The organism is Burkholderia sp. Ap-955 (assembly GCF_011753045.1).
Classification (GTDB): Bacteria; Pseudomonadota; Gammaproteobacteria; order Burkholderiales; family Burkholderiaceae; genus Burkholderia; species Burkholderia lata_D.
This window is the reverse complement of record NZ_VWWH01000005.1, coordinates 107,549-125,871: the sequence shown is the minus strand read 5'-3', so window position 1 is coordinate 125,871 and position 18,323 is coordinate 107,549. Positions and strand designations below refer to the sequence as shown.

The following is an 18,323-nucleotide window of genomic DNA, read 5'->3' as shown; positions in this document are numbered from 1 at the left end:
GGGACGGAGGCCGGCGCGGCGGCGAAGCTCGATTGTAGGGGACTTCGCCGCCGCCGGGCATGCGCGCTTGCCGGGCGCGCGGCCGATCGTCCTTGGACGGGCGGTGCGCATCGTGGCGCACCACGTGCCGGCTCCACGCGTCAGAACATCGTGTTCGCGTTCGCGGACTTCTCGGGTACCGACTGGATCACGTCCCAGTGCTCGACGATCTTGCCGTCCTTCACGCGGAAGATGTCGACGACCGCTTCGCCGCGGTCGCCCGGACGCTCGGTCGCATGCACGTGCAGGTAGACGAGGTCACCGTCGGTTGCGCTACGCACGATGCGTGCACGCGATGCCGGGTTCTTCTGGAACGCGCCGACGAAGTACGACACGAACGGCTTCTTGCCGTCCGGTACGTGCGGGTTGTGCTGCTTGTAGTCGTCCGCGACCACGGCGGCGGCTTCGGCGGCTTCGTGCTTGTTGAAGAAGCGGTCGTAGAACGTCAGCACGAGCTGGCGGTTGGCTTCCTCGGCGGCCAGGTCGCGCGGGGCCGGACCGGCGGCCAGCGCGGCCGTCGACGCGGCCAGCAGGACGAGCGCGGCAACGGCGCGAACGGGGGAGCGGAGCGATGACATGTAGCGCGTTCCTTGTCTGACGAAGCGTGGGTGGGTGCGTGATGCGCGACGGCCGGTCGAGCCTGCCGCGGCGATCAGCGGGCGGCGGCGCATGGTTGCGGATGTACGCGCCTTGTCGCCGCGAGGGATTCGCCGCCCGGTCCGAAGCGTCACGATCCGGACTGGGCGAGGCGGCGCGCCGTCGTCATGCTTCGTTGAACTGGCGAATTCGCGCGGCTGTCGGGTCGATCGAATGGTACAGTTGCCGCGAACCCGTCACAAGAAGTCAGCGCGATGTGAACAGGTCACGCCGCGCTGACCATGCGTTGCCCTTGAAAGAGAATCCAGTCATGCCGTTCCCGCCCGCCGATGAACCCGTCGAACTCGATCAGCCGTGCCCGATTCGCGATGTGCTCGACCGCATCGGCGACCAGTGGAGCCTGCTCGTGCTCGAGACGCTGTCCGGCGGGACGATGCGTTTCAACGAACTCGGCCGTACGATCGGCGATGTGTCGAACCAGATGCTGTCGCGCACGCTCAAGCGGCTCGAGCAGGACGGCTTCGTCAGTCGCACGCTGTACGCAGAAGTGCCGCCGCGTGTCGAATATGCGCTGACCGACCTCGGGCGTTCGTTCCTGACGCCGATGCAGGCGATGATCCGGTGGGCCGACGAACATCATCGCGCGATCTGCGTCGCGCGACGCCGGGCACGGGAACTGGAGGGCGGCGGGCGCTGAGCGGGGCGCTTGCGCCGCCTTGTCGCTGGGCGTCGTGCTGCGGATCGGGTGTGATGCGACGACGCGTGGCATGGTTGCCGGTGCATCGCCATTGCATGATTTCGTTATCCGAATGATTTCGGCGGGTCGAGCGAGGGCGCCGATGCGGCGGTGTATTCCATTCGTCTCGTATGCGGCAATGCGCTGGCGGTGCTCCGTTTACAAGGGCAGTACGGGGCGACCGAGACGGCGGTCTTTCTCGGCATGGCGTACGAAGGGTGCGGCACGGTCCGGTCGAGGCGGGATGGTGGCGTGCCGTAGATCGGCGAGCACGTCGATTCGAGGTGGCGTGATCAGAAGCCTCGCCCCCGGTTTGCGCGCCGGCATCGGGGCGGGGTGGGGCAGGATTCGGGGGGCTGCCGGGCATCATGATTGTCGGGGCCGAACGGCACGGATTCGCCCGCGCCGTCCGGCCCCGGGGCCTGCCATCGGCCGGACGCCGGATGGCTGCCTATCGCCACGTACCGTCGACGTACATCCACACTTGCCCCTGGCGACGCCAGTAGCCGGGCACCCACCGACGCCCGGGGCGCCGTGCGACCCAGCGGCCGGGCACCCATATATAGCGGCCCCGCTGCCAGCGCCAGTAGCCGTCCGTCCATATATAGCCGTGCGGCCGAGGCGGCGGCGGTCGGCGGTCGTGCCGGGCGGCCGGCGGTGCGAAGCCCGGGCGGTCCGGATAGGGCGGGCCGCCGGGTACGCGATTCGGGCCGGAGGGCCGGTACACGGGCGGCGCGGGCTGGGCCGAGGCGCCGCGGAGCCAGCCGCCGGTGCTGACGAAGGCAGCGGTCAATCCGATGGCGCGCAACAACGAGCGTCGATTCATGGCGTGTCCTGTTCTGTATTCGAGGCCGCCTTACATTAGCCTGCCAGTCCGTCGGCCGGGTTACGCGAGCAGTTAAGGCTGTTACCGTGTGTCACGGTGGGCGGCCGAACCGTCGGCGAGGGGAAGCGGGCCTTTCTGTAAGGATGGCGGGCGGGCGGATGTGACCCGCTGACAAGCGTCGAGCGCTGTTTACTGGCTGACGGATGCGTTTTAGGTGCCCGGAGCCTGAAATTCGAGATCCGGATGGGTAAAATTTACCTATTTCGGGGTGTCGCGCCGAATCCGTTTGTTGTTTCTATGCAACCGTCAAGACGATGACATGTAAGAATGGTGCGATGAAAGCCTCCAAAAAGACCCCGTCAAGAAGTCAAAAACAAACGTCAAAACAAATACTTATAACTCGGCCCCACTTTCATTATTTCTAGTTCTGGAAAAGCTTATTTCTTTATTTGCGGATCGCTCCCCTAGGGTACACCCCTAAACTCACGGTTCCCAAACGGGCAACTATCCGGGCGCGGCCAGCAGGATCGATGGCGCTCCCGGGCGGTTGCAGACCGTTTATGAACAAGGTCGCGAGACCTGCCTCTTTTTAGAAGGGAGCTCCACGAATGAACAAGACTCTGATCGTTGCAGCAGCTGCAGCATCGTTTGCTACCGTCGCTCACGCACAAAGCAGCGTCACGCTGTACGGCGTGCTGGACGCAGGCATCACCTACACGAGCAACGTCCAGCCGGCACTCGGCCAAGCTGGCAAGTCGCGTTGGGCGATGGGTTCGGGCATTGACCAGAGCCGTTTCGGCCTGCGTGGCTCGGAAGACCTGGGTGGCGGCCTGAAGGCAATCTTCACGTTGGAAAGCGGCTTCAACATCGGTAACGGCAAGTTCGCGAACGGCAACGGCGGCATGTTCAACCGTCAAGCTTTCGTCGGCCTGTCGAGCCAGTACGGCACGGTCACGCTGGGTAAGCAGTATGACGCAACGCAAGACTACCTGGCGCCGCTGACGGCAACGGGCTCGTGGGGCGGCACGTACTTCGCGCACCCGCTGAACCTCGACCGTCTGAGCACGAACGGTGATGTCGCTCAGAACAACACGATCAAGTTCACGAGCGCGAACTACGCTGGCCTGCAATTCGGCGGCACGTACTCGTTCTCGAACAACACGAACTTCGGCAACAACCGTGCGTACAGCGCAGGCGTTGCATACCAGTTCCAAGGCCTGAAGCTGGCTGGTGCATACTCGCAAGCAAACCTGGGTGACGGTACGAACGCAAACGGCGCAACGTCGTCGGCGATCGGTGGCATCGCTAGCCAAGGCCGCGTCCGCACGTACGGTGCTGCTGCTGGTTACGCATTCGGCCCGGCACAAGTCGGCGCTGCATGGACGCAAGCTCGCCTCGACAACAACGCAGTCGGCGCTCTGGGCTCGGTCCGCACCGATAACTACGAAGTCAACGCAAAGTACAACCTGACGCCGGCTCTCGGCCTGGGTGCTGCTTACACGTACACGAACGCGAAGATCAACAACGGCAGCACGCACTGGAACCAGTTCGGTCTGCAAGCTGACTACGCACTGTCGAAGCGCACGGACGTCTACGCACAAGCTGTGTACCAGCGTGCAGCGAAGAACGGCGTTGGCGCATCGATCTACAACGGCAACAGCTTCAACGACAACCTGCCGAGCTCGTCGATCAACCAAACCGCAGCAACGGTTGGTCTGCGTCACCGCTTCTAAGCGTGACGGCGGGGTAACCCGCTACGCAGCATTGAAAAAGGCGCCTTCGGGCGCCTTTTTTTCGTCTGCGGAATGCGATGTCGACGATTCACATCGTCCGGACGCAAAAAAGCGAGGCCTGTGCCTCGCTTTTTCCGTTGTGCGGCGCGGTGCCGGCGGCAGTGGCTCAGCGCGTGTATTCGCCGTTGGCTTCCGGCTGGAACACGATCGCGGCGACCTTCATCTGCTTTTCGGCGCCGCTCGGTTGCATCACCTTGACCATCTGGCCGCGCTGGGTGCCCAGCAATGCCATGCCGACGGGCGAGAAGACGTTCAGGCGGCCGAGTTCGAGATTGGCGGCATCCGGATAAACAATCGTCCAGGTGGCTTGTTCCTGGGTCGCTTCGTCGAGCAGCGTGATCTGCGAGTTCATCGTGACGACGTTCGCCTTGATGGCGTCGGGCTGGACGATGTCGGCGCACTCGAGAAGCGTATCAAGCATCGTCTGGAAGCGCGGGTTGTGTTCGGCGTGCTTCTCTAGGCGAGCAACGTCGAGTTCGGTCAACTGGTAAAGGCGTTGTTTCATGGCAGTTCTCCAAATGATCGGCAGGGGCAGGCGTGGCATGCCTATGGGATCGCCCGGAGCCTGTCTGACCTGGCTCCGGGAGGAGACCGAGCCGTCAGATCAGGCGCCGGGCAGGGGCGAGCGGCGCCTGGGCCGTGCGTCGAGCGAGGGGATGCGCCGGATGACCGGCGCGCGCGCGCACGCCGGCCGGGCCGGACGGCGAAACCGAAAGGGGCGTGAGCGCGTACATGGTGGATGGAAGATCGACTGACGAATATAACCTTACGATTCTACAACACAACTTTCGACATATGTGATTTGGCTGTCGGCATTTTGTCAGTGATTGTTGTACGGATGAAGCAAGTTACCACGATATCGTTCGGGATGTGCCGGCGATTTTTGTCAAAATCGCAACGCTGTATGTTCAAACTAAGGGTTTCCCCTTGGGTGGGCGAGAACTACACTGGATCCAATCGCTTCAGACAGTCCTGCCGAGGCGACGCCAAAAGAGAACATATACCGGAGGTAAATCATGAAGTCGGTCATCTACGCAGCTATCGCCGCATCCGTCCTTGCCACCCCGATCGCATCGTTTGCACAGTCCGAGCAGGGGCTGACCCGCGACCAGGTCAAGGCCGAGCTCGTGCAACTCGAACAGAACGGCTACAAGCCACTGGCGAGCGATCCGCAGTATCCGGACAACATCCAGGCCGCGGAACAACGCATTCAACCGAACCAGCCGATGCTCGCGCAGGCCGATACGAGCGGCTACGGTGCCGTGGCAGCGGGTGCCGGCCAGGCCGGCCGTCGCACGACGCGCGAAGCACCGAATCCCGTGAACTCGGTCTACTTCGGCAACTGAACGTCCCCGGGTCTGCGAGCGCACCGCTTAATCGACGAGACGCGCACCGGTTGTGCGCGTCATTCGCCCGCAGGAGCAGAACCTCCGTCGCCGCATTCCGGCGGCTTTCCGCCCAGACGCTCGCGCGTTTGGGCCTTTTTTGCTGGGGCGGGTCAGGCGGACGTGACCGCGGGCGTGCCGTGGATATAGTGTTCGAGCTGGCTGATCGTGAACTGCTGATCGGCAATCACGCTCTTGACGAGGTCGCCGATCGAGATGAGGCCGACCAGCTTGCCGCCGTCGAGGACGGGCAGGTGGCGCATCCGGTGCTCGGTCATCAGCGCCATGCACTCGTCGGTGGATTGCGACGGTTCGACGTAGCGCACCTTCGCCGTCATGATTTCCTCGACGCGGGTGGCTTTCGACGAGCGGTCCTGCAGGACGACCTTGCGCGCGTAGTCGCGCTCGGTGACGATGCCCGCGATGTCGTCGCCGTCCACGACCAGTAGCGCGCCGATGCCTTTTTCCGCCATCAACTTGATGGCGTCGTAGACGAGATCGCTCTTCGTGACGGTGTAGATGGTGCGGCCCGAATCCGGCTTGGCCTTGAGAAGCTGCGCGACAGTCGTGCTCATTCGCTCTCTCCGTTTGCAGGTCGATGCTGGGCAGGCAGGGTGTGATGCTTGTCACCCGATGAGCCCAGTATAGCCGCGCAGGTGGCGGCAGTCGCGTGACGATTCCAGATTAGCGGTAAACTCCGGTCACGCACTATCCACACAACTCCTACATTCCTGAACGTTTCGATTGAATTCATGATGTCTTCGCGTCCCCAATCGCCCAAGCCGGGCAATGGCCAGGCCGACGAGTGCGTGACGCTCGTCGCTACCGCGTCGCTGCCCACGCGCTACGGTACGTTCACGTCGTATGCTTTCCGCGTATCGGGCAGCGATGCCGAACATCTCGCGCTCGTGATGGGCGACGTCGCCGGCGAGCAGTCCGTGCTGACGCGCCTTCATTCCGAATGCCTGACCGGTGATGTATTCGGCTCGTACCGCTGCGACTGCGGCGAGCAGCTCGATCTCGCATTGCGCTACATCGCGGCGGAAGACCGCGGCGTGCTGCTGTATCTGCGCGGCCATGAAGGGCGCGGGATCGGCCTGAGCAACAAGATCCGCGCGTACGCGCTGCAGGAGCAGGGGCGCGACACCGTCGAGGCGAACCTCGACCTCGGCCTGCCCGACGACGCCCGCGAATACGACTCGGCCGCGGCGATTCTCCGGATCCTCGGCGTGACGTCGGTGCGGCTGATGAGCAACAATCCGGCGAAGTTCGATACGCTCGCGAAGCACGGTATTCCCGTCTGCGAACGCGTTGCGCTTGCGGTGCCCGTGCGTGAGGAAAACGAGCGTTATATCCGCACGAAGCAGACGAAGTTTGGGCATTACTTCGAAGAAAACGAGTAATCTCCGCGGGCGCACCTGCGCCCGTTTCTCATCATCCGCTCCCTGGAGCGTCGCCGACAAAGGCGACGATTTCCATTTCCCCTCCATCCGTTCCGCTTTCAGGTTTGTGACGGCACTTGCGTTATGCGGCCTGAACGATCCGTCTTCCCTATGTTCACACCGTCGAAGATCGAAACCGAGCGCCTGACGCTGCGTCGCTGGCGGCCGGCGGATGCGGGCGCGTTGTCGGCGATGCATGAGGATCCCGACGTGACCGCATGGCTCGCGCGCGGCCCGATGTCCGTTGACGAGGCGAGCGACGTCATCGCGCGCTACGACGCGCATTTCGAGGCACACGGTTTCGGCCCATGGGCGGTCGAGCGTCGTTCCGACGCGATGCTGATCGCGGTGTGCGGCCTGTCGAACGAAGTGCGTGCAACGCATCCGATGGCGCCGTGCGTCGAGATCATGTGGCGGCAGGCGCGTCACGCCTGGGGGCACGGCTACGCTGTCGAGGCGGCCGCCGCCGCATTGGCCGACGGGTTCGACCGGATCGGACTCGGCGAGATCTTCGCTTGGACGGCCGACACCAACCTGCGATCACGGCACGTGATGCAGCGGCTCGGCATGCAGCATCAGCCCGCGCGCGATTTCGACCACCCTGCGTTGCCGGAAGGGCACGCGCTGCGTCGGCACGTCGTGTATGCCGCCCGTGCCGCCGCTCTGGCCGGCGCGTAACGGCTCACGCGTGATCGCTCGTCAGCGCCACGTGCCGTTCTGCAACACGATCCGGTAACCGTCGGCATCCTCGAAAGTCTGGCCGGATATTTCCCAGAACGGATTGAACGACGTCACCGGCATGAAGCCATGTTCCGTGGCGCGCGCGCAGGCGGCTTCCCATTCCGGCCGATCGGGCAGGTAGAACACGATCAGGTCTTCGGGCGTCGGTGACGGCGCGATCGGGTGGTCGGGGCAGTGCGTGAATTCGAAGTGATAGTTGAGGCCGTCGCGCCCGAGCATCACGCCGGAAAACCCGTCGTGATCTTCAAAGCGCGCGAGAACGGACAACTCGAGGGCGTCGCGATACATGCGCTCGGTACGGGCGAGGTTGCTGACCGGGCGGGCAATGCGCAGATGGGCGTGCAAGATGGCCTCGGAGGCGAGTGGCGGGCCGGTCAATGATAAGCCGGCCAATCCGGATTGCGTGTGACGAACGGAGCGTGTTTCGGCGCGGGCCCATCGTATCGAACGATATGGGCGCCTTCCGGCCAAACGAATCGAACCGTCAAACCTCGTCTCGTGAAAGAAAAAACATGACGCTCCCGATCAAATGCGCGCACCCCATTGCAGCCGGTGCTTGTCAGGACAACCTTCGACGTCCTGTTTTCGCCTCAGCCTGTCGAGTGATGAGCGTACGCGCCTATCCCGGACGAGAGGGCGCAAATGAGTAAGCCCGATCTCCGTCGGCCGGTTACCGGCCCTTATCGCCAGTCGCGATGGATGGTCGTGCTGGAGGTTGCCTTTGGATGGGTGGCCAAGGGGACGATGATACTGGTCGGATTCTGCATGGTCGCGTTGGCGGCCCTGACGGGCGACGTGAGTGCGCTGGCGGACTTGCCAACGACCAAGAAGGGCTGGTTGTACCTGCTGCTGGTAATGATCGGGGTGGTGGCGCTGATATTTGCGGTGCACCACTTCTGGCCGTGGCCGCCTGATGCGCGCCCGGCAGGCTAGGTGCGGCGGAAGGAGATGTGTCCCCGCAATTCGCGCAGGCAAGAAAAAGCCCGCTACATTGAGCGGGCTGAATCCATGTTTGGAGACATGGAGGAGACAGACGTAAATTTAAGGGAAAACCCGAGGCATGGCAAGCCCTAGTTGTATCGATACAACTTCCTGTTGCATCGCACTCACATGCCGCCTGCCCGGGCGTGCGCCGCAAACGCGCTGAAACGCTCCTGCGCGACCGGTAACGCGTACTTGTCGCGCATCTCCGTCTCGATCCATGCACAGGCCTCGCGCGCGCAGTCGGTCAGCGCGTGCCGCGTCGCATGGCCATCGATGTCGTAGACGAAGCGCACGCCGACCTCGTCGTCGGCCACCTGCCGCTCGAGCTGGTTGAGCTGCAGTTGCGGCCCATGCTGTTGCGACAGCGCGCGCAGTTCGTCGAAGTGATATTCGAGCCAGTCGGCAAAGAACAGCGCGTCGCTGTGGCACGGCAGCCGGAAGGCCGCGCTGCGCGACGGGCGCGGCCCGGCTTCGCCGGCCGACGCGTGCGGTTCGCCACCGGTGGCGATGGACGCGTCGACGGGCGAGAGCGGCTGCTGGATCTGGCGGTAGGGCTCGCGATCACGCAACGCGTGCCACAGCAATTCGTCGCCGGCGGCGCCGGACGGCTGCATCGTCAGGTCATGCCGGCCTTCGCCGGCCGGCGCGATGTCGCGGATCACGAGGCGCAGCGAGCAGAGCGGCTCGTCCGCGACCAGCAGCGTCGCCGCGCGCGGCAGCCCGCAGACGAGCGGCGCGGCGCCGGCCGCACGGAACACGAGCCCGCGGCGGTCGAGCCGCACGAGCGGCAGCGGCCGGGGAAACGACGGGTAGGCGACCGCGATACGGGCGCCGTTGGCGCTCGTCAACCCGGGCATCATCGCGCGAAAGACCTGAGACTGGTCCACGTTGATTCTCCTTCGTTACGAGGCCGCCCGGACAGAAACGCGCGTTCCGGTTCAGGCGGCGATGGCTTGCCGGGCGGCTTGCCCCGGCTCGATTCCTAGTGCGGCAAACGTTTGCGGATCGATGTCGATCCAACATGCGACCACCAGACGTCCGTCCACCTGCTTGGGCGGGCCTGCGCGGTGCGCGTGTATGCCGATCCGGCGGAACAGCCGCTCCATGCTCGCGAACGTCACGCCGATCAACTGCCGCGCGCCAAGCTGCGCCGCGCATTCGACGACTGCCGCGAGCATCGGGCGCACGGCCCATTCGGCATTGCCCGGCCCGCCTTCGTCATCGGTTGCCGCGAACCGGGACAACTCCCAGACGGCGGCCGATTGCGGCAGCGGCATGTCTTCGGCGATCAGGTCGGCGAACAGCGACTTCAGCAGATACGGGCGCGTCGTCGGCAGCAGGCGCGCACATCCGCACATGTCGCCGCCGGCGTTCCGCGCGAACACGTACACGGTATCGTCGCGATCGAACTGATCGCGCTCGAAGCTTTCGTTCGCCGACGGGAGTGCCCAGCCGAGCTGCTCGACGAACACACGGCGCCGATAGCGCCCAAGATCCGCCGCAAGTTCGTGTGGCAACCGCCCTTCCTCGTGAACGAAGGTCCGCATGGTGTCCTCGGATCTGTGCTTTTGTATGCATGCATTACATCGCGCAGCACGAGGGGGCTGTAACTGGTAACTCTTACAGGGTGACGCCGGAAAGATGCCGTTTAGGACGTGGTAACGGTTTCTTGATCAACGGGATTGAAAAGCGTGGCGCTTTTGCTTATAAAGAGCGCCAGCATCACGGAAATTGTCAGAGGAATAGACGCACAGCCAGTTGTCACTGGAGCGTCGGACCGGCATGATAGGCGTCGTTGTGCCCGAGCAGGGCCGACGCGACCGCGGCGGGCCAGTCGATGCACGCGAGCCGTGCGGCGAGCGCGGCGGCCGTGCGGAACATGCCGATGTCGGCGCCCGTGGCGTCGGTGACCATCACGTTGCTGCGGACGTCGCCGCCCGCGATCACGAACGTGCCGGTCGCGCGTTCGAGGTACCAGTCCCAGCCGATCGTCAGGTAAGCGACGCCGGCACTGGCCGGGCGATGCCATTCGGTGTAGCCGGCGAGGCGTGCGTTGATGGCGCTGTCGCGCAATTCCTCGAGCAGCGATGCGTCGAGGCCGCTTGCGACATGGTCGAGCGCAAGCACGGCCAGTGCGCCTTCTGACAGGCGTACGTAGCCGTCCGGGGACGGGCCGGGGACCGAGTGCAGCAAAGGTGAAGTCATGCGCGGAATGTATCAGCCTCGAACGGGTGCTGGAACCTGACAAGTATGACAGCGTGACGTTGTCGGAGAATGAATGGAACTGCGCTGGCAGGATGCCTATCAACAATTCAGCGCCGCGGAAGACGAGCAGCAGCTCTTCCAGCGGATCGCCGCCTATTCCAAACGGCTGGGATTCGAATACTGCTGTTACGGCATTCGCGTCCCGCTGCCTGTTTCGAAGCCCGCGGTCGCGATCTTCAATACCTATCCGGACGGCTGGATGGCGCACTACCAGGCGCAGAACTACATCGAGATCGACTCGACGGTTCGCGACGGCGCGCTCAGCACCAACATGATCGTCTGGCCGGACGTCGACCGGATCGAACCGTGCCCGCTTTGGCAGGACGCACGTGATTTCGGGTTGTCGGTGGGCGTCGCGCAGTCGAGCTGGGCACCCCGCGGCGCGTTCGGCCTGCTGAGCATCGCCCGCCATGCCGACCCGCTGACGCCGGCCGAGATCAACATGCTGACGTTGCAGACCAACTGGCTCGCGAACCTGTCGCATTCGCTGATGAGCCGCTTCATGGTGCCGAAGCTGGCGCCGGCGGCGGGCGTCACGCTGACCGCGCGCGAGCGCGAGGTGCTGTGCTGGACGGCCGAGGGCAAGACCGCGTGCGAAATCGGCCAGATCCTCAGCATCTCTGAGCGGACGGTCAACTTCCACGTCAACAACATCCTCGAGAAGCTGGGCGCGACGAACAAGGTCCAGGCGGTCGTCAAGGCCATCTCGGCCGGCCTGATCGAGACGCCCTGACAGGGCGTGAAGGCGGCGGCGCGAGATGGTGCTGCCGCCAGGCCGCTCACTCCATCATCGGCTCCGCTTCCTTCGCGGTCCAGCTCACGCTGGAAATGCTCTTCTCCATGCTCATCCGGCTTGCGATCTGCTCGAGCTTCTGCTGATCCTTCGGATGCAGCTTCAGTGTCGCGGTCACCTTCAGCCGGTCCGGCTGGTCGGGCACGTCCTCGCTCGTGAGGCTCTGGAACGACAGCGGCTTCGCATACATCGAGTTCGACAGCAGCGTGCGGATGTGCACTTCGTCGGAGGCCAGGCAGATCACGGTGATCTGGTATTCGCGCACGAGATCGGCATTCGATACCGGCGTCGCGTTGATCGCCTGGCTGACGCTGCGCAACAGCGTATTGGTGAGCAGCACGACGCCGGTGCCGGCGAGCGCCGGCACGTAATGACCGGAACCGGACAGCACGCCGACGGCGGCCGAGCACCACAGGGTCGCGGCGGTGTTGATGCCCTGGATCGAGCCCTTGTCGCGCATGATCACGCCGCCGCCGAGGAAGCCGACGCCCGACACGACGTAGGCGGCGATCTGCGTGACGCCCGCGACGCCGTTGCCGGTCAGCACGCCGAGCGTGACGAACAGGCACGCGCCGCTCGCGACGAGCGTGATCGTGCGCAGGCCGGCCGTGCGCTGGCGCATCTGGCGCTCGATGCCGATGGCGACGCCGCAGGCGAACGCGGTGAAAAGACGGAGTGCGAAATCGAAAGTCATGGTTGTCCTGCCGTGCAAGAAGCGCGTGCCGTTTCGCGTCGCGGCGGCGCAAGGCCGAAGGCGACACGAAGATAGCCGTCATCGCGCGGTACTGTACCGCGCGAATGCGTCATTCAGTGTGAAACGGGAGGCGTGCGGCTCGCGGAACGCGAGCCGGGCAGGGGAACTGCGTCGGACAGGCGTTCAGGCGGCAAGCGGCGCACGCAACGGAGTGCTGCAACTGTCCACGATGGTTCCTGAAGGAAGAATGGGCGGCATTCTAGTGGGCGGCGAGCGCATGCGTCAACCGCCTCGCGGCGGCCGCGCTACTGCGCCGAGCCGATCGTCCCCGTCGCGAGCGCGAGTGCGGCGGCGGCCGACAGCGCCCCGGCATAGCTGTCGACCTCCGCGTTGCGGGCGGCGAGCAACTGGCTTTGCGCGATCGTCGCATCGGTGACCGAACCGACGCCGTTCCGGTACGCGGTCAACGCCGCGTCGTAACTCGTCTGCGCGGCATCGACGAGCGCCTTCGCGGCATCGTGCGACGCAAGGCTCGTCTGTACCGCGTTCTGCGCGGCGACGACCTGGCGGACCGCTTCCTCCTTGGACCGCGTGAGGCGCGCGGAGGCGCTTTCCGCGTCGTTGCGCGCCTGCATCAGCACCGCCGAGCGCAGGCCGCCGTCGTACAGCGGAATCGTCACGCCGAGGAACACGCCGCCGCCGTAGCGGCTGCCGTTCAGGTTGACGGTCGGCGCCTGGTCGCCGATCGCGGGGAGCGCGGAGATGGACGTGCCGCCGCTCGCGTACGACGTCGACGCGGACAGGAAAATCTTCGGCATGAACGCGGCTTCCGCGGCCTTGATCTTCGCGCGATTGGCCTTTTCGAGCGCGAACGCGCCCTGCAGGTCGGGGCGGCGCGCGATCGCATCCGACACGATCGCGTCGACCGACGAGCCGAGCGCGGGCGGCAGCGGCCGCTTCGGCAGCGCGGCGATCGTCGGCTTCGACAGCGGCGAGATGCCGAGCGCGGAGACGAGGGCGAGGTAGCCGTCGCTCTCCGTGCCGTTCGCCTGAACGAGCGCGAGGTTGACCTGTGCGCGGTTCTGCGTCGCCTGCGCGAGTTCGACGACCGTGCCGACGCCGTGCTTGAGTCGCGCGCGGGAGGCCGCGAGGATCGCGTCCGCGTTCGCGAGGCCCTGCTGGGCACTGAGCGCGCGCGCGCGTGCGGCTTCGTAGCGGTAGTACGCGACGGTCACGTCGTGGATCACCTGCTGGTGGACGGCCGTGAACGCGACATTCGACGCGATCGACGCCTGTTCGGCCGCTTCGACGCGCGCCGCGCGGCCACCGAAATCGAACAGCAGCCATTGCAGCGACAGCGCCGAGATGGTGCCGTGCACGGTGGAGTTGCTCGACGAGTCGCCGAGGAACGACGACGTCGAGCCGTGGTTTGCCTGGTACCCGCCCATGGCCGTCGCGGACAGCTTCGGCAGGTAGGCGGTCTTGGCGAGGCCGACCGCGAGCGCGGCGTTGCGCGCGTCGTTCCATGCGATACGGGTCAGCGGGTTCGCCGATTCGGCGAGATCGATCAGCTCGGGCAGCGTGTACGCGTGCGCGGCATCGAGCGCGGCCGGCGGCGAGACGGACGCGAGCGCCGGCGACGCGGGCAGCGTGTAGTCGTGCGAACCTTGCGCGGACGCGCGCGGCGGGCCCGGCACGATATCGCCTGCGGCCGACGTTTGCGGCTGCCACGGGCGTTCGGACGCCTCCGGCGCCAGATCGATCGACGACGTCGCGCAGCCGGCCAGCGCGACGGCGGTCGCGAGGGCTGCGGCGGCGATCGAGGCGGCCGGCGGTTCAGGTACGCGCATGGGGAACAGGCTCCTTCGGTGTGGCTTGACGGGCGGCATCGGCGATGTGTGCGAGCCGCGTGTCGATCAGGTTCAGCAGCGCGTCGCGTGCGGGATCGGTGGGGGCTGCGCGCGGCGGGGTGGCCGGCGGCGCGGAGGGTTCTCGATGGGGCGCGGTATCGTCGTCGCGCGGTTCGGTCACGCGGGCGAGCTGCGCGCCGATCGCCGCGTCACCGGGCTGGCGCTCGGCGAGCAGGAACAGCGGGCCTTCAAGCGCGCCGAGTTCCGCGAGCGCGCGCCGTCGGGTGGCGAGCCACGTTGCGGCTGGCCGTACCCACGACGGTTCGTAGTGGACCAACCCGAGTTCCTGCGTGATCGCGCCGTGGCGGGCGAACGCCTCCGCCGCGAGCGCGCGCCGCTCGGTCGGCTGCGCGACCTGCACGAGGCGCCGCCACTGGTCGATCAGCGCGGCGAGCCCGGCGTCGATCTGCTTGCCGATGCTGACGGGCCAGATGCGCGTGAACACGAGATACACGACGACATTGCCGAGCAGGATGCCGATCGTGCGATCGCGCGCGATCGTCAGGTCGAAGCCGGGACCGGCGCCCTGGATCACGCACAGGAAAAACGCGAACGCGATCTGGAAGCCGGCATACGCGATGCGCGGCGAGCCGAATGCGACCCACGCGGCGAGCCACCCGCCGGCGAACACCAGCGCCATCAGGTGGCCGACCGACGATAGCGACGGCACGACGAAGACCAGTGCCGCCGTGCCGAGCAGCGCGCCGACAATGCAGCCGAAGATCCGCAGCGTGAGCTTCTCGACCGTCTCGGCCGTCGAGCCGAGCGACACGATGTAGCAGGTGACGACGCAGGTATGGATGCCCGACCAGTCGAGCTGCGAATACAGCAGGTAGCAGAAGATCGCCGCGGCGGTCGTCTTCAGCGCGTAGCGGATGTGGTCGGGATTGGTGCGCGCGTCGGGCAGGAAGAAGCCGCCGCGCGGGGCGGCTGCGGGGGCGTCGGGGGCAGGTGCCGAAGCCGTCGAAGCCGTCGAAGCCGTCGAAGCCGTCGAAGCCGTCGAAGCCGTCGAAGCCGTCGAAGCCGTCGAAGCCGTCGAAGCCGTCGAAGCCGTCGAAGCCGTCGAAGCCGTCGAAGCCGTCGAAGCGACATCGGTCGTTGCGGCCGGTTCCGCGAAATGCGTGATCGCCGCATGGAGATCCGTCGCAGCAACACGCGCGAGCGGCGGCAGTGTGTCGGTCGGCGGTAGCGCGAGTGTCACGTCGACCGGGTAGCCGCCCTGGTCGAGGATGTCGGCCATCTCGTCGAGCGTCGCGGCGATCGGGGTGGCGTATGCGTCGGGCAGCCGCGCGCCTGGTTCGCGATCGGCCAGCGCGACGCCGACGAGCAGCGCGGTGCTCGATGTCACGGCCTGCCGCAACGCCGCGAAGTCGGCGGCGGACGACGAGCCTTCGAGTTTCGACAGCTTGAGCCACGTGAGCAGCTGCTTGTCGCCTTCGTGCAGGCTGGCATTGAATGCGTCGCGCGCGGCATCGTTACCGCGCAGCCGCTGCGCGGCAAGCCGCAAGCGTTTCGCGAGTTGCGCTTGCGCGAGCTTGCGCGGCGACGGCGCGATCAGCAGGTTGACGACGATCGCGACACCGACCGGGATCGCGATCGTCAGCCAGATGTACAGCAGTGCGCGGGTCGCGGCTTCGCCGAACGGCGCGAGGCCGAGCTGGTCGAGCCCGAAGCCGACGATCATCGCGAGGATCGCGCCGACCGGGCGCAGCTTGCTGGCCGACGTCAGATAGAGGAGGCCGACCGACAGCACGGCCATGCACGCGACCCGCAGGATCGAATAGTCGATGCTGAAGATCGCGATGCCGAGCACGAGCCCGATCACGATCGTGACGATCACGAGCAGCGCGGCCGCGAGCACGACGCTCGTCACGCGGTCGGCCCGGATCATGAAGAACACGACGTACGCGGACAGCGCGGCTTCGGGCGTGCCGTAGGCGGCCGTCACGAGCGCGGTCAGCGCGCAGATCAGCGCAACCCGGACGGCAATCGACGTGCGCCCCGGAAACGGCGCGAGCAGTCGCAGGACTTCGCGCGGGCCCGGCGAGCGAACCTCAGCGGCAGGCAGTGCCATGCCGGACCTCGACGATCGCGCTGGCGCCGACGCGCACGAGCTTGCCGTCGGGTTCGTCGAGCTTCACGCGTACGGGAAAGCGCTGCGCGACGTGCACCCAGTTCACCGAGTTCTGCACGATCGGCAGCGTGCGCGGCAGGTTGATGCGGGCGCTGTCGGCAATGCCTGCGCCGACGCCGACGACCTTGCCGGTCAGCGGACGGCTGCGGTCGATCATCGAATAGACGGTCGCGCAGTCGCCGACCTCGATGCGGCTCAGCGACGTCTCGCGGAAGTTGCCGACGGCGAACCATTCGCTTGCGTCGATCAGCGTGAAGATCGACTGGTTCGGCGCAAGGGTTTCGCCGGCGAGCACGCTCAGGCCCGTGACGAGCCCATCGTGCGGCGCGCGCACGACGGTGTCTTCGAGCGCATGCTGCGCGCGGGCCAGCGCGGCCTCGCGCGCATGCAGCGTCGCGATCGCGTCGGCCTCGTCGCCGATCGTTTGCGCGGACGCGCGCTGCTGTTCCTGTGCCTGCGCGAGCGACACGGCCGCGTCGCGCTGGCGGACCTTCGCCTGGTCGAACTGCTGCGCGCTGACGTAGCCCTGCGCGGCGAGCGGCGCGAGCCGGTTCACGTCGCGCGTGGCAAGGTCGCTGTTCTGGGTCGCCCGCTTGACCTGCTCGGCGGCCACGGCCGCGTTCGAGCGCTCGCCGATCAGCGAGCGGCGGCGGGTGTCGAGCGATGCGCGCGCGAGTTCGAGGTCGGCCTGCGCCTGCGCAACCGTCAGCCGGTACGGCACGGGATCGATGACGTACAGCAGGTCGCCTTTCGCGACGCGCTGGTTTTCATGCACCGCGAGCTGCACGATGCGGCCGCCGACCGGCGACGCGACGTGCACGACGTCCGCGTCGATCGATGCGTCGTCGGTGGACGGGTAGGCCGTCGTGCGGTAGTACGCGTACACGAGTGCCGCGATGCCGAGCGCGACGATCGCCAGTGCGATCACGCGGCCTTTGACGGAGGGGCGGGCGATACCGGCGGCCTTCATGCGAACGGCCCCGTGCCGGTGAGCCACACGATCACCGCGACCACAAGCCCGATCGCGGTGCAGACGGCCAACTGGTAGGGGACCGTGGCGGCCCAGCCGGTCGCGACGAATACGCGGTGCGCGACGATCGCGCCGACGACGCCGACGATCGCGCTGACGAGCCAAAGCGGGAAATATGCGCCGAACAGGACGTACGACGGAGCGCCGCGCGATGCGCAGCCCGCGAGCGGCAGGGCTGGCGCCAGGACGGCGGCGACGCGCAAGGGCGCGCGCGGCATTGTTTTTCTCATGGTGTGACGAGCTCGACGGTGGGGGTGGGTGCCGGGCGCGGCGCAATGTGGATCGTCGCGACCGGCCGGGCCGCGACGACGATTCCGGGATACGGAGCCGATAATAAATCAGCGCGATGCGGACCGCCAGCCACCCGCCCCGTGCACCGTGGGGGGGTATTACCGGTCGGGGGGGGCGTGTCCGCACGTTCGGCACCGCGTTTCTGCAATGATGGTCGGACCGTCGCGATTCTGCCAGCGCAAGCTCACGTAGGGTTGCTAACGGACTGTAAAGGATCGTCAGACGAACGAAGGGCGGCCGATTTGTCCTGTCGACAGCGCGGAATCGGGGCGGAAACGGCCGATTGCCGTTCGAACGCAGAGGAATGTGGGTCGATCCGGCGGATCGGGAGCGATGTTGACGAGAGGGCCGACCGGATTGCGTATGAAGCGCGGCAGCGTGTCGCGATCGGTGACGCAGATCTGCGGCGGGCGTTCGGCCTGAGTTGTCTGCTCGTTTGCTCGCCCGCGAGGGCGACGACGCGCAGTGCCTTCGGGCACGACGCGGACGTTCGCATTGATCATCCGGCCGCCGTTCTCGAAGTGGCTGACCGGGATGGGCAAGCGCGGCGTGCGCTGCGTGTCGGTAACGACGGGCTTCGGGAAAGCTTGTACGTCGCTCGCATCGGGCAGGCCGACGAAACCATGGTCGAGCGGTGCGCCGAGCGGCGTCGAAGCCTCGCTG

At 66.2% G+C, this 18,323-nt stretch carries 21 protein-coding genes; 7 read left to right on the top strand and 14 right to left on the bottom strand.

Translation table 11 applies throughout. The features are described from left to right. Positions 1 to 140: 140 nt before the first annotated feature. A complete protein-coding gene (locus tag F3J15_RS04900; protein ID WP_089448006.1) occupies positions 141 to 617 on the bottom strand; it encodes a nuclear transport factor 2 family protein in 477 nt (158 codons plus the stop codon). A 329-nt stretch (positions 618 to 946) separates the two neighbouring features. On the opposite strand from F3J15_RS04900, the gene F3J15_RS04895 reads away from it, so the two are divergent. Next, positions 947 to 1,333, top strand: a complete 387-nt coding sequence (locus F3J15_RS04895) for a helix-turn-helix domain-containing protein (RefSeq protein WP_089448005.1) — start codon at positions 947 to 949, stop codon at positions 1,331 to 1,333. A 490-nt stretch (positions 1,334 to 1,823) separates the two neighbouring features. Here F3J15_RS04895 and F3J15_RS04890 read toward each other — a convergent pair whose 3' ends face one another. After that, the gene (locus tag F3J15_RS04890; protein WP_089448004.1) at positions 1,824 to 2,198 is read right to left on the bottom strand and encodes a YXWGXW repeat-containing protein; all 375 of its coding nucleotides are present in this window, start codon (positions 2,196 to 2,198) and stop codon (positions 1,824 to 1,826) included. Positions 2,199 to 2,806: 608 nt separating this feature from the next. Here F3J15_RS04890 and F3J15_RS04885 point away from each other — a divergent pair. After that, complete coding sequence (locus F3J15_RS04885; RefSeq protein WP_069252009.1) at positions 2,807 to 3,931, top strand: porin; 1,125 nt, start codon at positions 2,807 to 2,809, stop codon at positions 3,929 to 3,931. A 166-nt stretch (positions 3,932 to 4,097) separates the two neighbouring features. On the opposite strand, the gene F3J15_RS04880 is transcribed toward F3J15_RS04885, so the two are convergent. Continuing rightward, positions 4,098 to 4,496, bottom strand: a complete 399-nt coding sequence (locus F3J15_RS04880; RefSeq protein WP_166888378.1) for a GreA/GreB family elongation factor — start codon at positions 4,494 to 4,496, stop codon at positions 4,098 to 4,100. Between the two features lie 511 nt (positions 4,497 to 5,007). Between F3J15_RS04880 and F3J15_RS04875 the strand changes: the two genes are divergently transcribed. Further along, positions 5,008 to 5,337 (top strand): DUF4148 domain-containing protein, encoded by a 330-nt coding sequence (locus F3J15_RS04875; protein ID WP_166888375.1) that lies wholly within the window; start codon positions 5,008 to 5,010, stop codon positions 5,335 to 5,337. Between the two features lie 152 nt (positions 5,338 to 5,489). On the opposite strand, the gene F3J15_RS04870 is transcribed toward F3J15_RS04875, so the two are convergent. Continuing rightward, a complete protein-coding gene (locus tag F3J15_RS04870) occupies positions 5,490 to 5,951 on the bottom strand; it encodes a CBS domain-containing protein (RefSeq protein WP_069252006.1) in 462 nt (153 codons plus the stop codon). A gap of 177 nt (positions 5,952 to 6,128) precedes the next feature. Between F3J15_RS04870 and ribA the strand changes: the two genes are divergently transcribed. Beyond that, complete coding sequence (gene ribA / locus F3J15_RS04865) at positions 6,129 to 6,779, top strand: GTP cyclohydrolase II (protein ID WP_089485462.1); 651 nt, start codon at positions 6,129 to 6,131, stop codon at positions 6,777 to 6,779. A 150-nt stretch (positions 6,780 to 6,929) separates the two neighbouring features. Continuing rightward, positions 6,930 to 7,496, top strand: a complete 567-nt coding sequence (locus tag F3J15_RS04860) for a GNAT family N-acetyltransferase (protein WP_089448002.1) — start codon at positions 6,930 to 6,932, stop codon at positions 7,494 to 7,496. A 21-nt stretch (positions 7,497 to 7,517) separates the two neighbouring features. Here the strand turns inward: F3J15_RS04860 and F3J15_RS04855 are convergent, their stop codons facing one another. After that, positions 7,518 to 7,904: a VOC family protein gene (locus tag F3J15_RS04855; protein WP_089448001.1), complete on the bottom strand. Its 387-nt coding sequence runs from the start codon at positions 7,902 to 7,904 to the stop codon at positions 7,518 to 7,520. 297 nt (positions 7,905 to 8,201) lie between these two features. Here F3J15_RS04855 and F3J15_RS04850 point away from each other — a divergent pair, with 297 nt between their 5' ends. Then, positions 8,202 to 8,492, top strand: coding sequence for a hypothetical protein (locus tag F3J15_RS04850; RefSeq protein ID WP_089448000.1), 291 nt, complete (start codon positions 8,202 to 8,204; stop codon positions 8,490 to 8,492). A 173-nt stretch (positions 8,493 to 8,665) separates the two neighbouring features. Here the strand turns inward: F3J15_RS04850 and F3J15_RS04845 are convergent, their stop codons facing one another. The 3 genes from F3J15_RS04845 to F3J15_RS04835 all read right to left on the bottom strand — a co-directional run bounded on the left by F3J15_RS04845 (position 8,666) and on the right by F3J15_RS04835 (position 10,748). After that, complete coding sequence (locus F3J15_RS04845; RefSeq protein ID WP_166888372.1) at positions 8,666 to 9,430, bottom strand: hypothetical protein; 765 nt, start codon at positions 9,428 to 9,430, stop codon at positions 8,666 to 8,668. Positions 9,431 to 9,481: 51 nt separating this feature from the next. After that, complete coding sequence (locus F3J15_RS04840) at positions 9,482 to 10,090, bottom strand: acyl-homoserine-lactone synthase (RefSeq protein ID WP_027789397.1); 609 nt, start codon at positions 10,088 to 10,090, stop codon at positions 9,482 to 9,484. Between the two features lie 214 nt (positions 10,091 to 10,304). After that, a complete protein-coding gene (locus F3J15_RS04835; protein WP_166888369.1) occupies positions 10,305 to 10,748 on the bottom strand; it encodes a DUF4902 domain-containing protein in 444 nt (147 codons plus the stop codon). A gap of 73 nt (positions 10,749 to 10,821) precedes the next feature. Here F3J15_RS04835 and F3J15_RS04830 point away from each other — a divergent pair, with 73 nt between their 5' ends. Then, entirely contained in the window at positions 10,822 to 11,541 is a 720-nt protein-coding gene (locus F3J15_RS04830) for an autoinducer binding domain-containing protein (RefSeq protein WP_069251936.1), read from the top strand. Positions 11,542 to 11,587: 46 nt separating this feature from the next. Here the strand turns inward: F3J15_RS04830 and F3J15_RS04825 are convergent, their stop codons facing one another. The 6 genes from F3J15_RS04825 to F3J15_RS04800 all read right to left on the bottom strand — a co-directional run bounded on the left by F3J15_RS04825 (position 11,588) and on the right by F3J15_RS04800 (position 18,202). Continuing rightward, positions 11,588 to 12,295, bottom strand: coding sequence for an MgtC/SapB family protein (locus tag F3J15_RS04825; protein WP_011354660.1), 708 nt, complete (start codon positions 12,293 to 12,295; stop codon positions 11,588 to 11,590). A gap of 305 nt (positions 12,296 to 12,600) precedes the next feature. Then, positions 12,601 to 14,145, bottom strand: coding sequence for a TolC family protein (locus tag F3J15_RS04820; RefSeq protein WP_166888366.1), 1,545 nt, complete (start codon positions 14,143 to 14,145; stop codon positions 12,601 to 12,603). Next, the gene (locus F3J15_RS04815; protein ID WP_166888363.1) at positions 14,132 to 16,279 is read right to left on the bottom strand and encodes an FUSC family protein; all 2,148 of its coding nucleotides are present in this window, start codon (positions 16,277 to 16,279) and stop codon (positions 14,132 to 14,134) included. Before F3J15_RS04815 ends, F3J15_RS04820 begins: the two co-directional genes overlap by 14 nt. Further along, entirely contained in the window at positions 16,260 to 17,309 is a 1,050-nt protein-coding gene (mdtN, locus tag F3J15_RS04810) for a multidrug transporter subunit MdtN (protein ID WP_069251932.1), read from the bottom strand. Before mdtN ends, F3J15_RS04815 begins: the two co-directional genes overlap by 20 nt. Then, entirely contained in the window at positions 17,306 to 17,599 is a 294-nt protein-coding gene (locus F3J15_RS04805; RefSeq protein ID WP_069260271.1) for a hypothetical protein, read from the bottom strand. The genes mdtN and F3J15_RS04805 overlap by 4 nt, the downstream gene beginning before the upstream one ends. A 279-nt stretch (positions 17,600 to 17,878) precedes the next feature. Further along, positions 17,879 to 18,202 carry a hypothetical protein gene (locus tag F3J15_RS04800; protein WP_166888360.1) on the bottom strand — a complete coding sequence of 108 codons (324 nt, stop codon included), beginning with the start codon at positions 18,200 to 18,202 and terminating at the stop codon, positions 17,879 to 17,881. Positions 18,203 to 18,323: the final 121 nt, after the last annotated feature.

Coding starts and splice junctions, on each gene's coding strand:
- F3J15_RS04900 (WP_089448006.1), bottom strand. CDS start 617: ATGTCATCGCTCCGCTCCCCCGTTCGCGCCGTTGCCGCGCTCGTCCTG.
- F3J15_RS04895 (WP_089448005.1), top strand. CDS start 947: ATGCCGTTCCCGCCCGCCGATGAACCCGTCGAACTCGATCAGCCGTGC.
- F3J15_RS04890 (WP_089448004.1), bottom strand. CDS start 2,198: ATGAATCGACGCTCGTTGTTGCGCGCCATCGGATTGACCGCTGCCTTC.
- F3J15_RS04885 (WP_069252009.1), top strand. CDS start 2,807: ATGAACAAGACTCTGATCGTTGCAGCAGCTGCAGCATCGTTTGCTACC.
- F3J15_RS04880 (WP_166888378.1), bottom strand. CDS start 4,496: ATGAAACAACGCCTTTACCAGTTGACCGAACTCGACGTTGCTCGCCTA.
- F3J15_RS04875 (WP_166888375.1), top strand. CDS start 5,008: ATGAAGTCGGTCATCTACGCAGCTATCGCCGCATCCGTCCTTGCCACC.
- F3J15_RS04870 (WP_069252006.1), bottom strand. CDS start 5,951: ATGAGCACGACTGTCGCGCAGCTTCTCAAGGCCAAGCCGGATTCGGGC.
- ribA (WP_089485462.1), top strand. CDS start 6,129: ATGATGTCTTCGCGTCCCCAATCGCCCAAGCCGGGCAATGGCCAGGCC.
- F3J15_RS04860 (WP_089448002.1), top strand. CDS start 6,930: ATGTTCACACCGTCGAAGATCGAAACCGAGCGCCTGACGCTGCGTCGC.
- F3J15_RS04850 (WP_089448000.1), top strand. CDS start 8,202: ATGAGTAAGCCCGATCTCCGTCGGCCGGTTACCGGCCCTTATCGCCAG.
- F3J15_RS04840 (WP_027789397.1), bottom strand. CDS start 10,090: ATGCGGACCTTCGTTCACGAGGAAGGGCGGTTGCCACACGAACTTGCG.
- F3J15_RS04835 (WP_166888369.1), bottom strand. CDS start 10,748: ATGACTTCACCTTTGCTGCACTCGGTCCCCGGCCCGTCCCCGGACGGC.
- F3J15_RS04830 (WP_069251936.1), top strand. CDS start 10,822: ATGGAACTGCGCTGGCAGGATGCCTATCAACAATTCAGCGCCGCGGAA.
- F3J15_RS04825 (WP_011354660.1), bottom strand. CDS start 12,295: ATGACTTTCGATTTCGCACTCCGTCTTTTCACCGCGTTCGCCTGCGGC.
- F3J15_RS04820 (WP_166888366.1), bottom strand. CDS start 14,145: ATGCGCGTACCTGAACCGCCGGCCGCCTCGATCGCCGCCGCAGCCCTC.
- F3J15_RS04815 (WP_166888363.1), bottom strand. CDS start 16,279: ATGGCACTGCCTGCCGCTGAGGTTCGCTCGCCGGGCCCGCGCGAAGTC.
- mdtN (WP_069251932.1), bottom strand. CDS start 17,309: ATGAAGGCCGCCGGTATCGCCCGCCCCTCCGTCAAAGGCCGCGTGATC.
- F3J15_RS04805 (WP_069260271.1), bottom strand. CDS start 17,599: ATGAGAAAAACAATGCCGCGCGCGCCCTTGCGCGTCGCCGCCGTCCTG.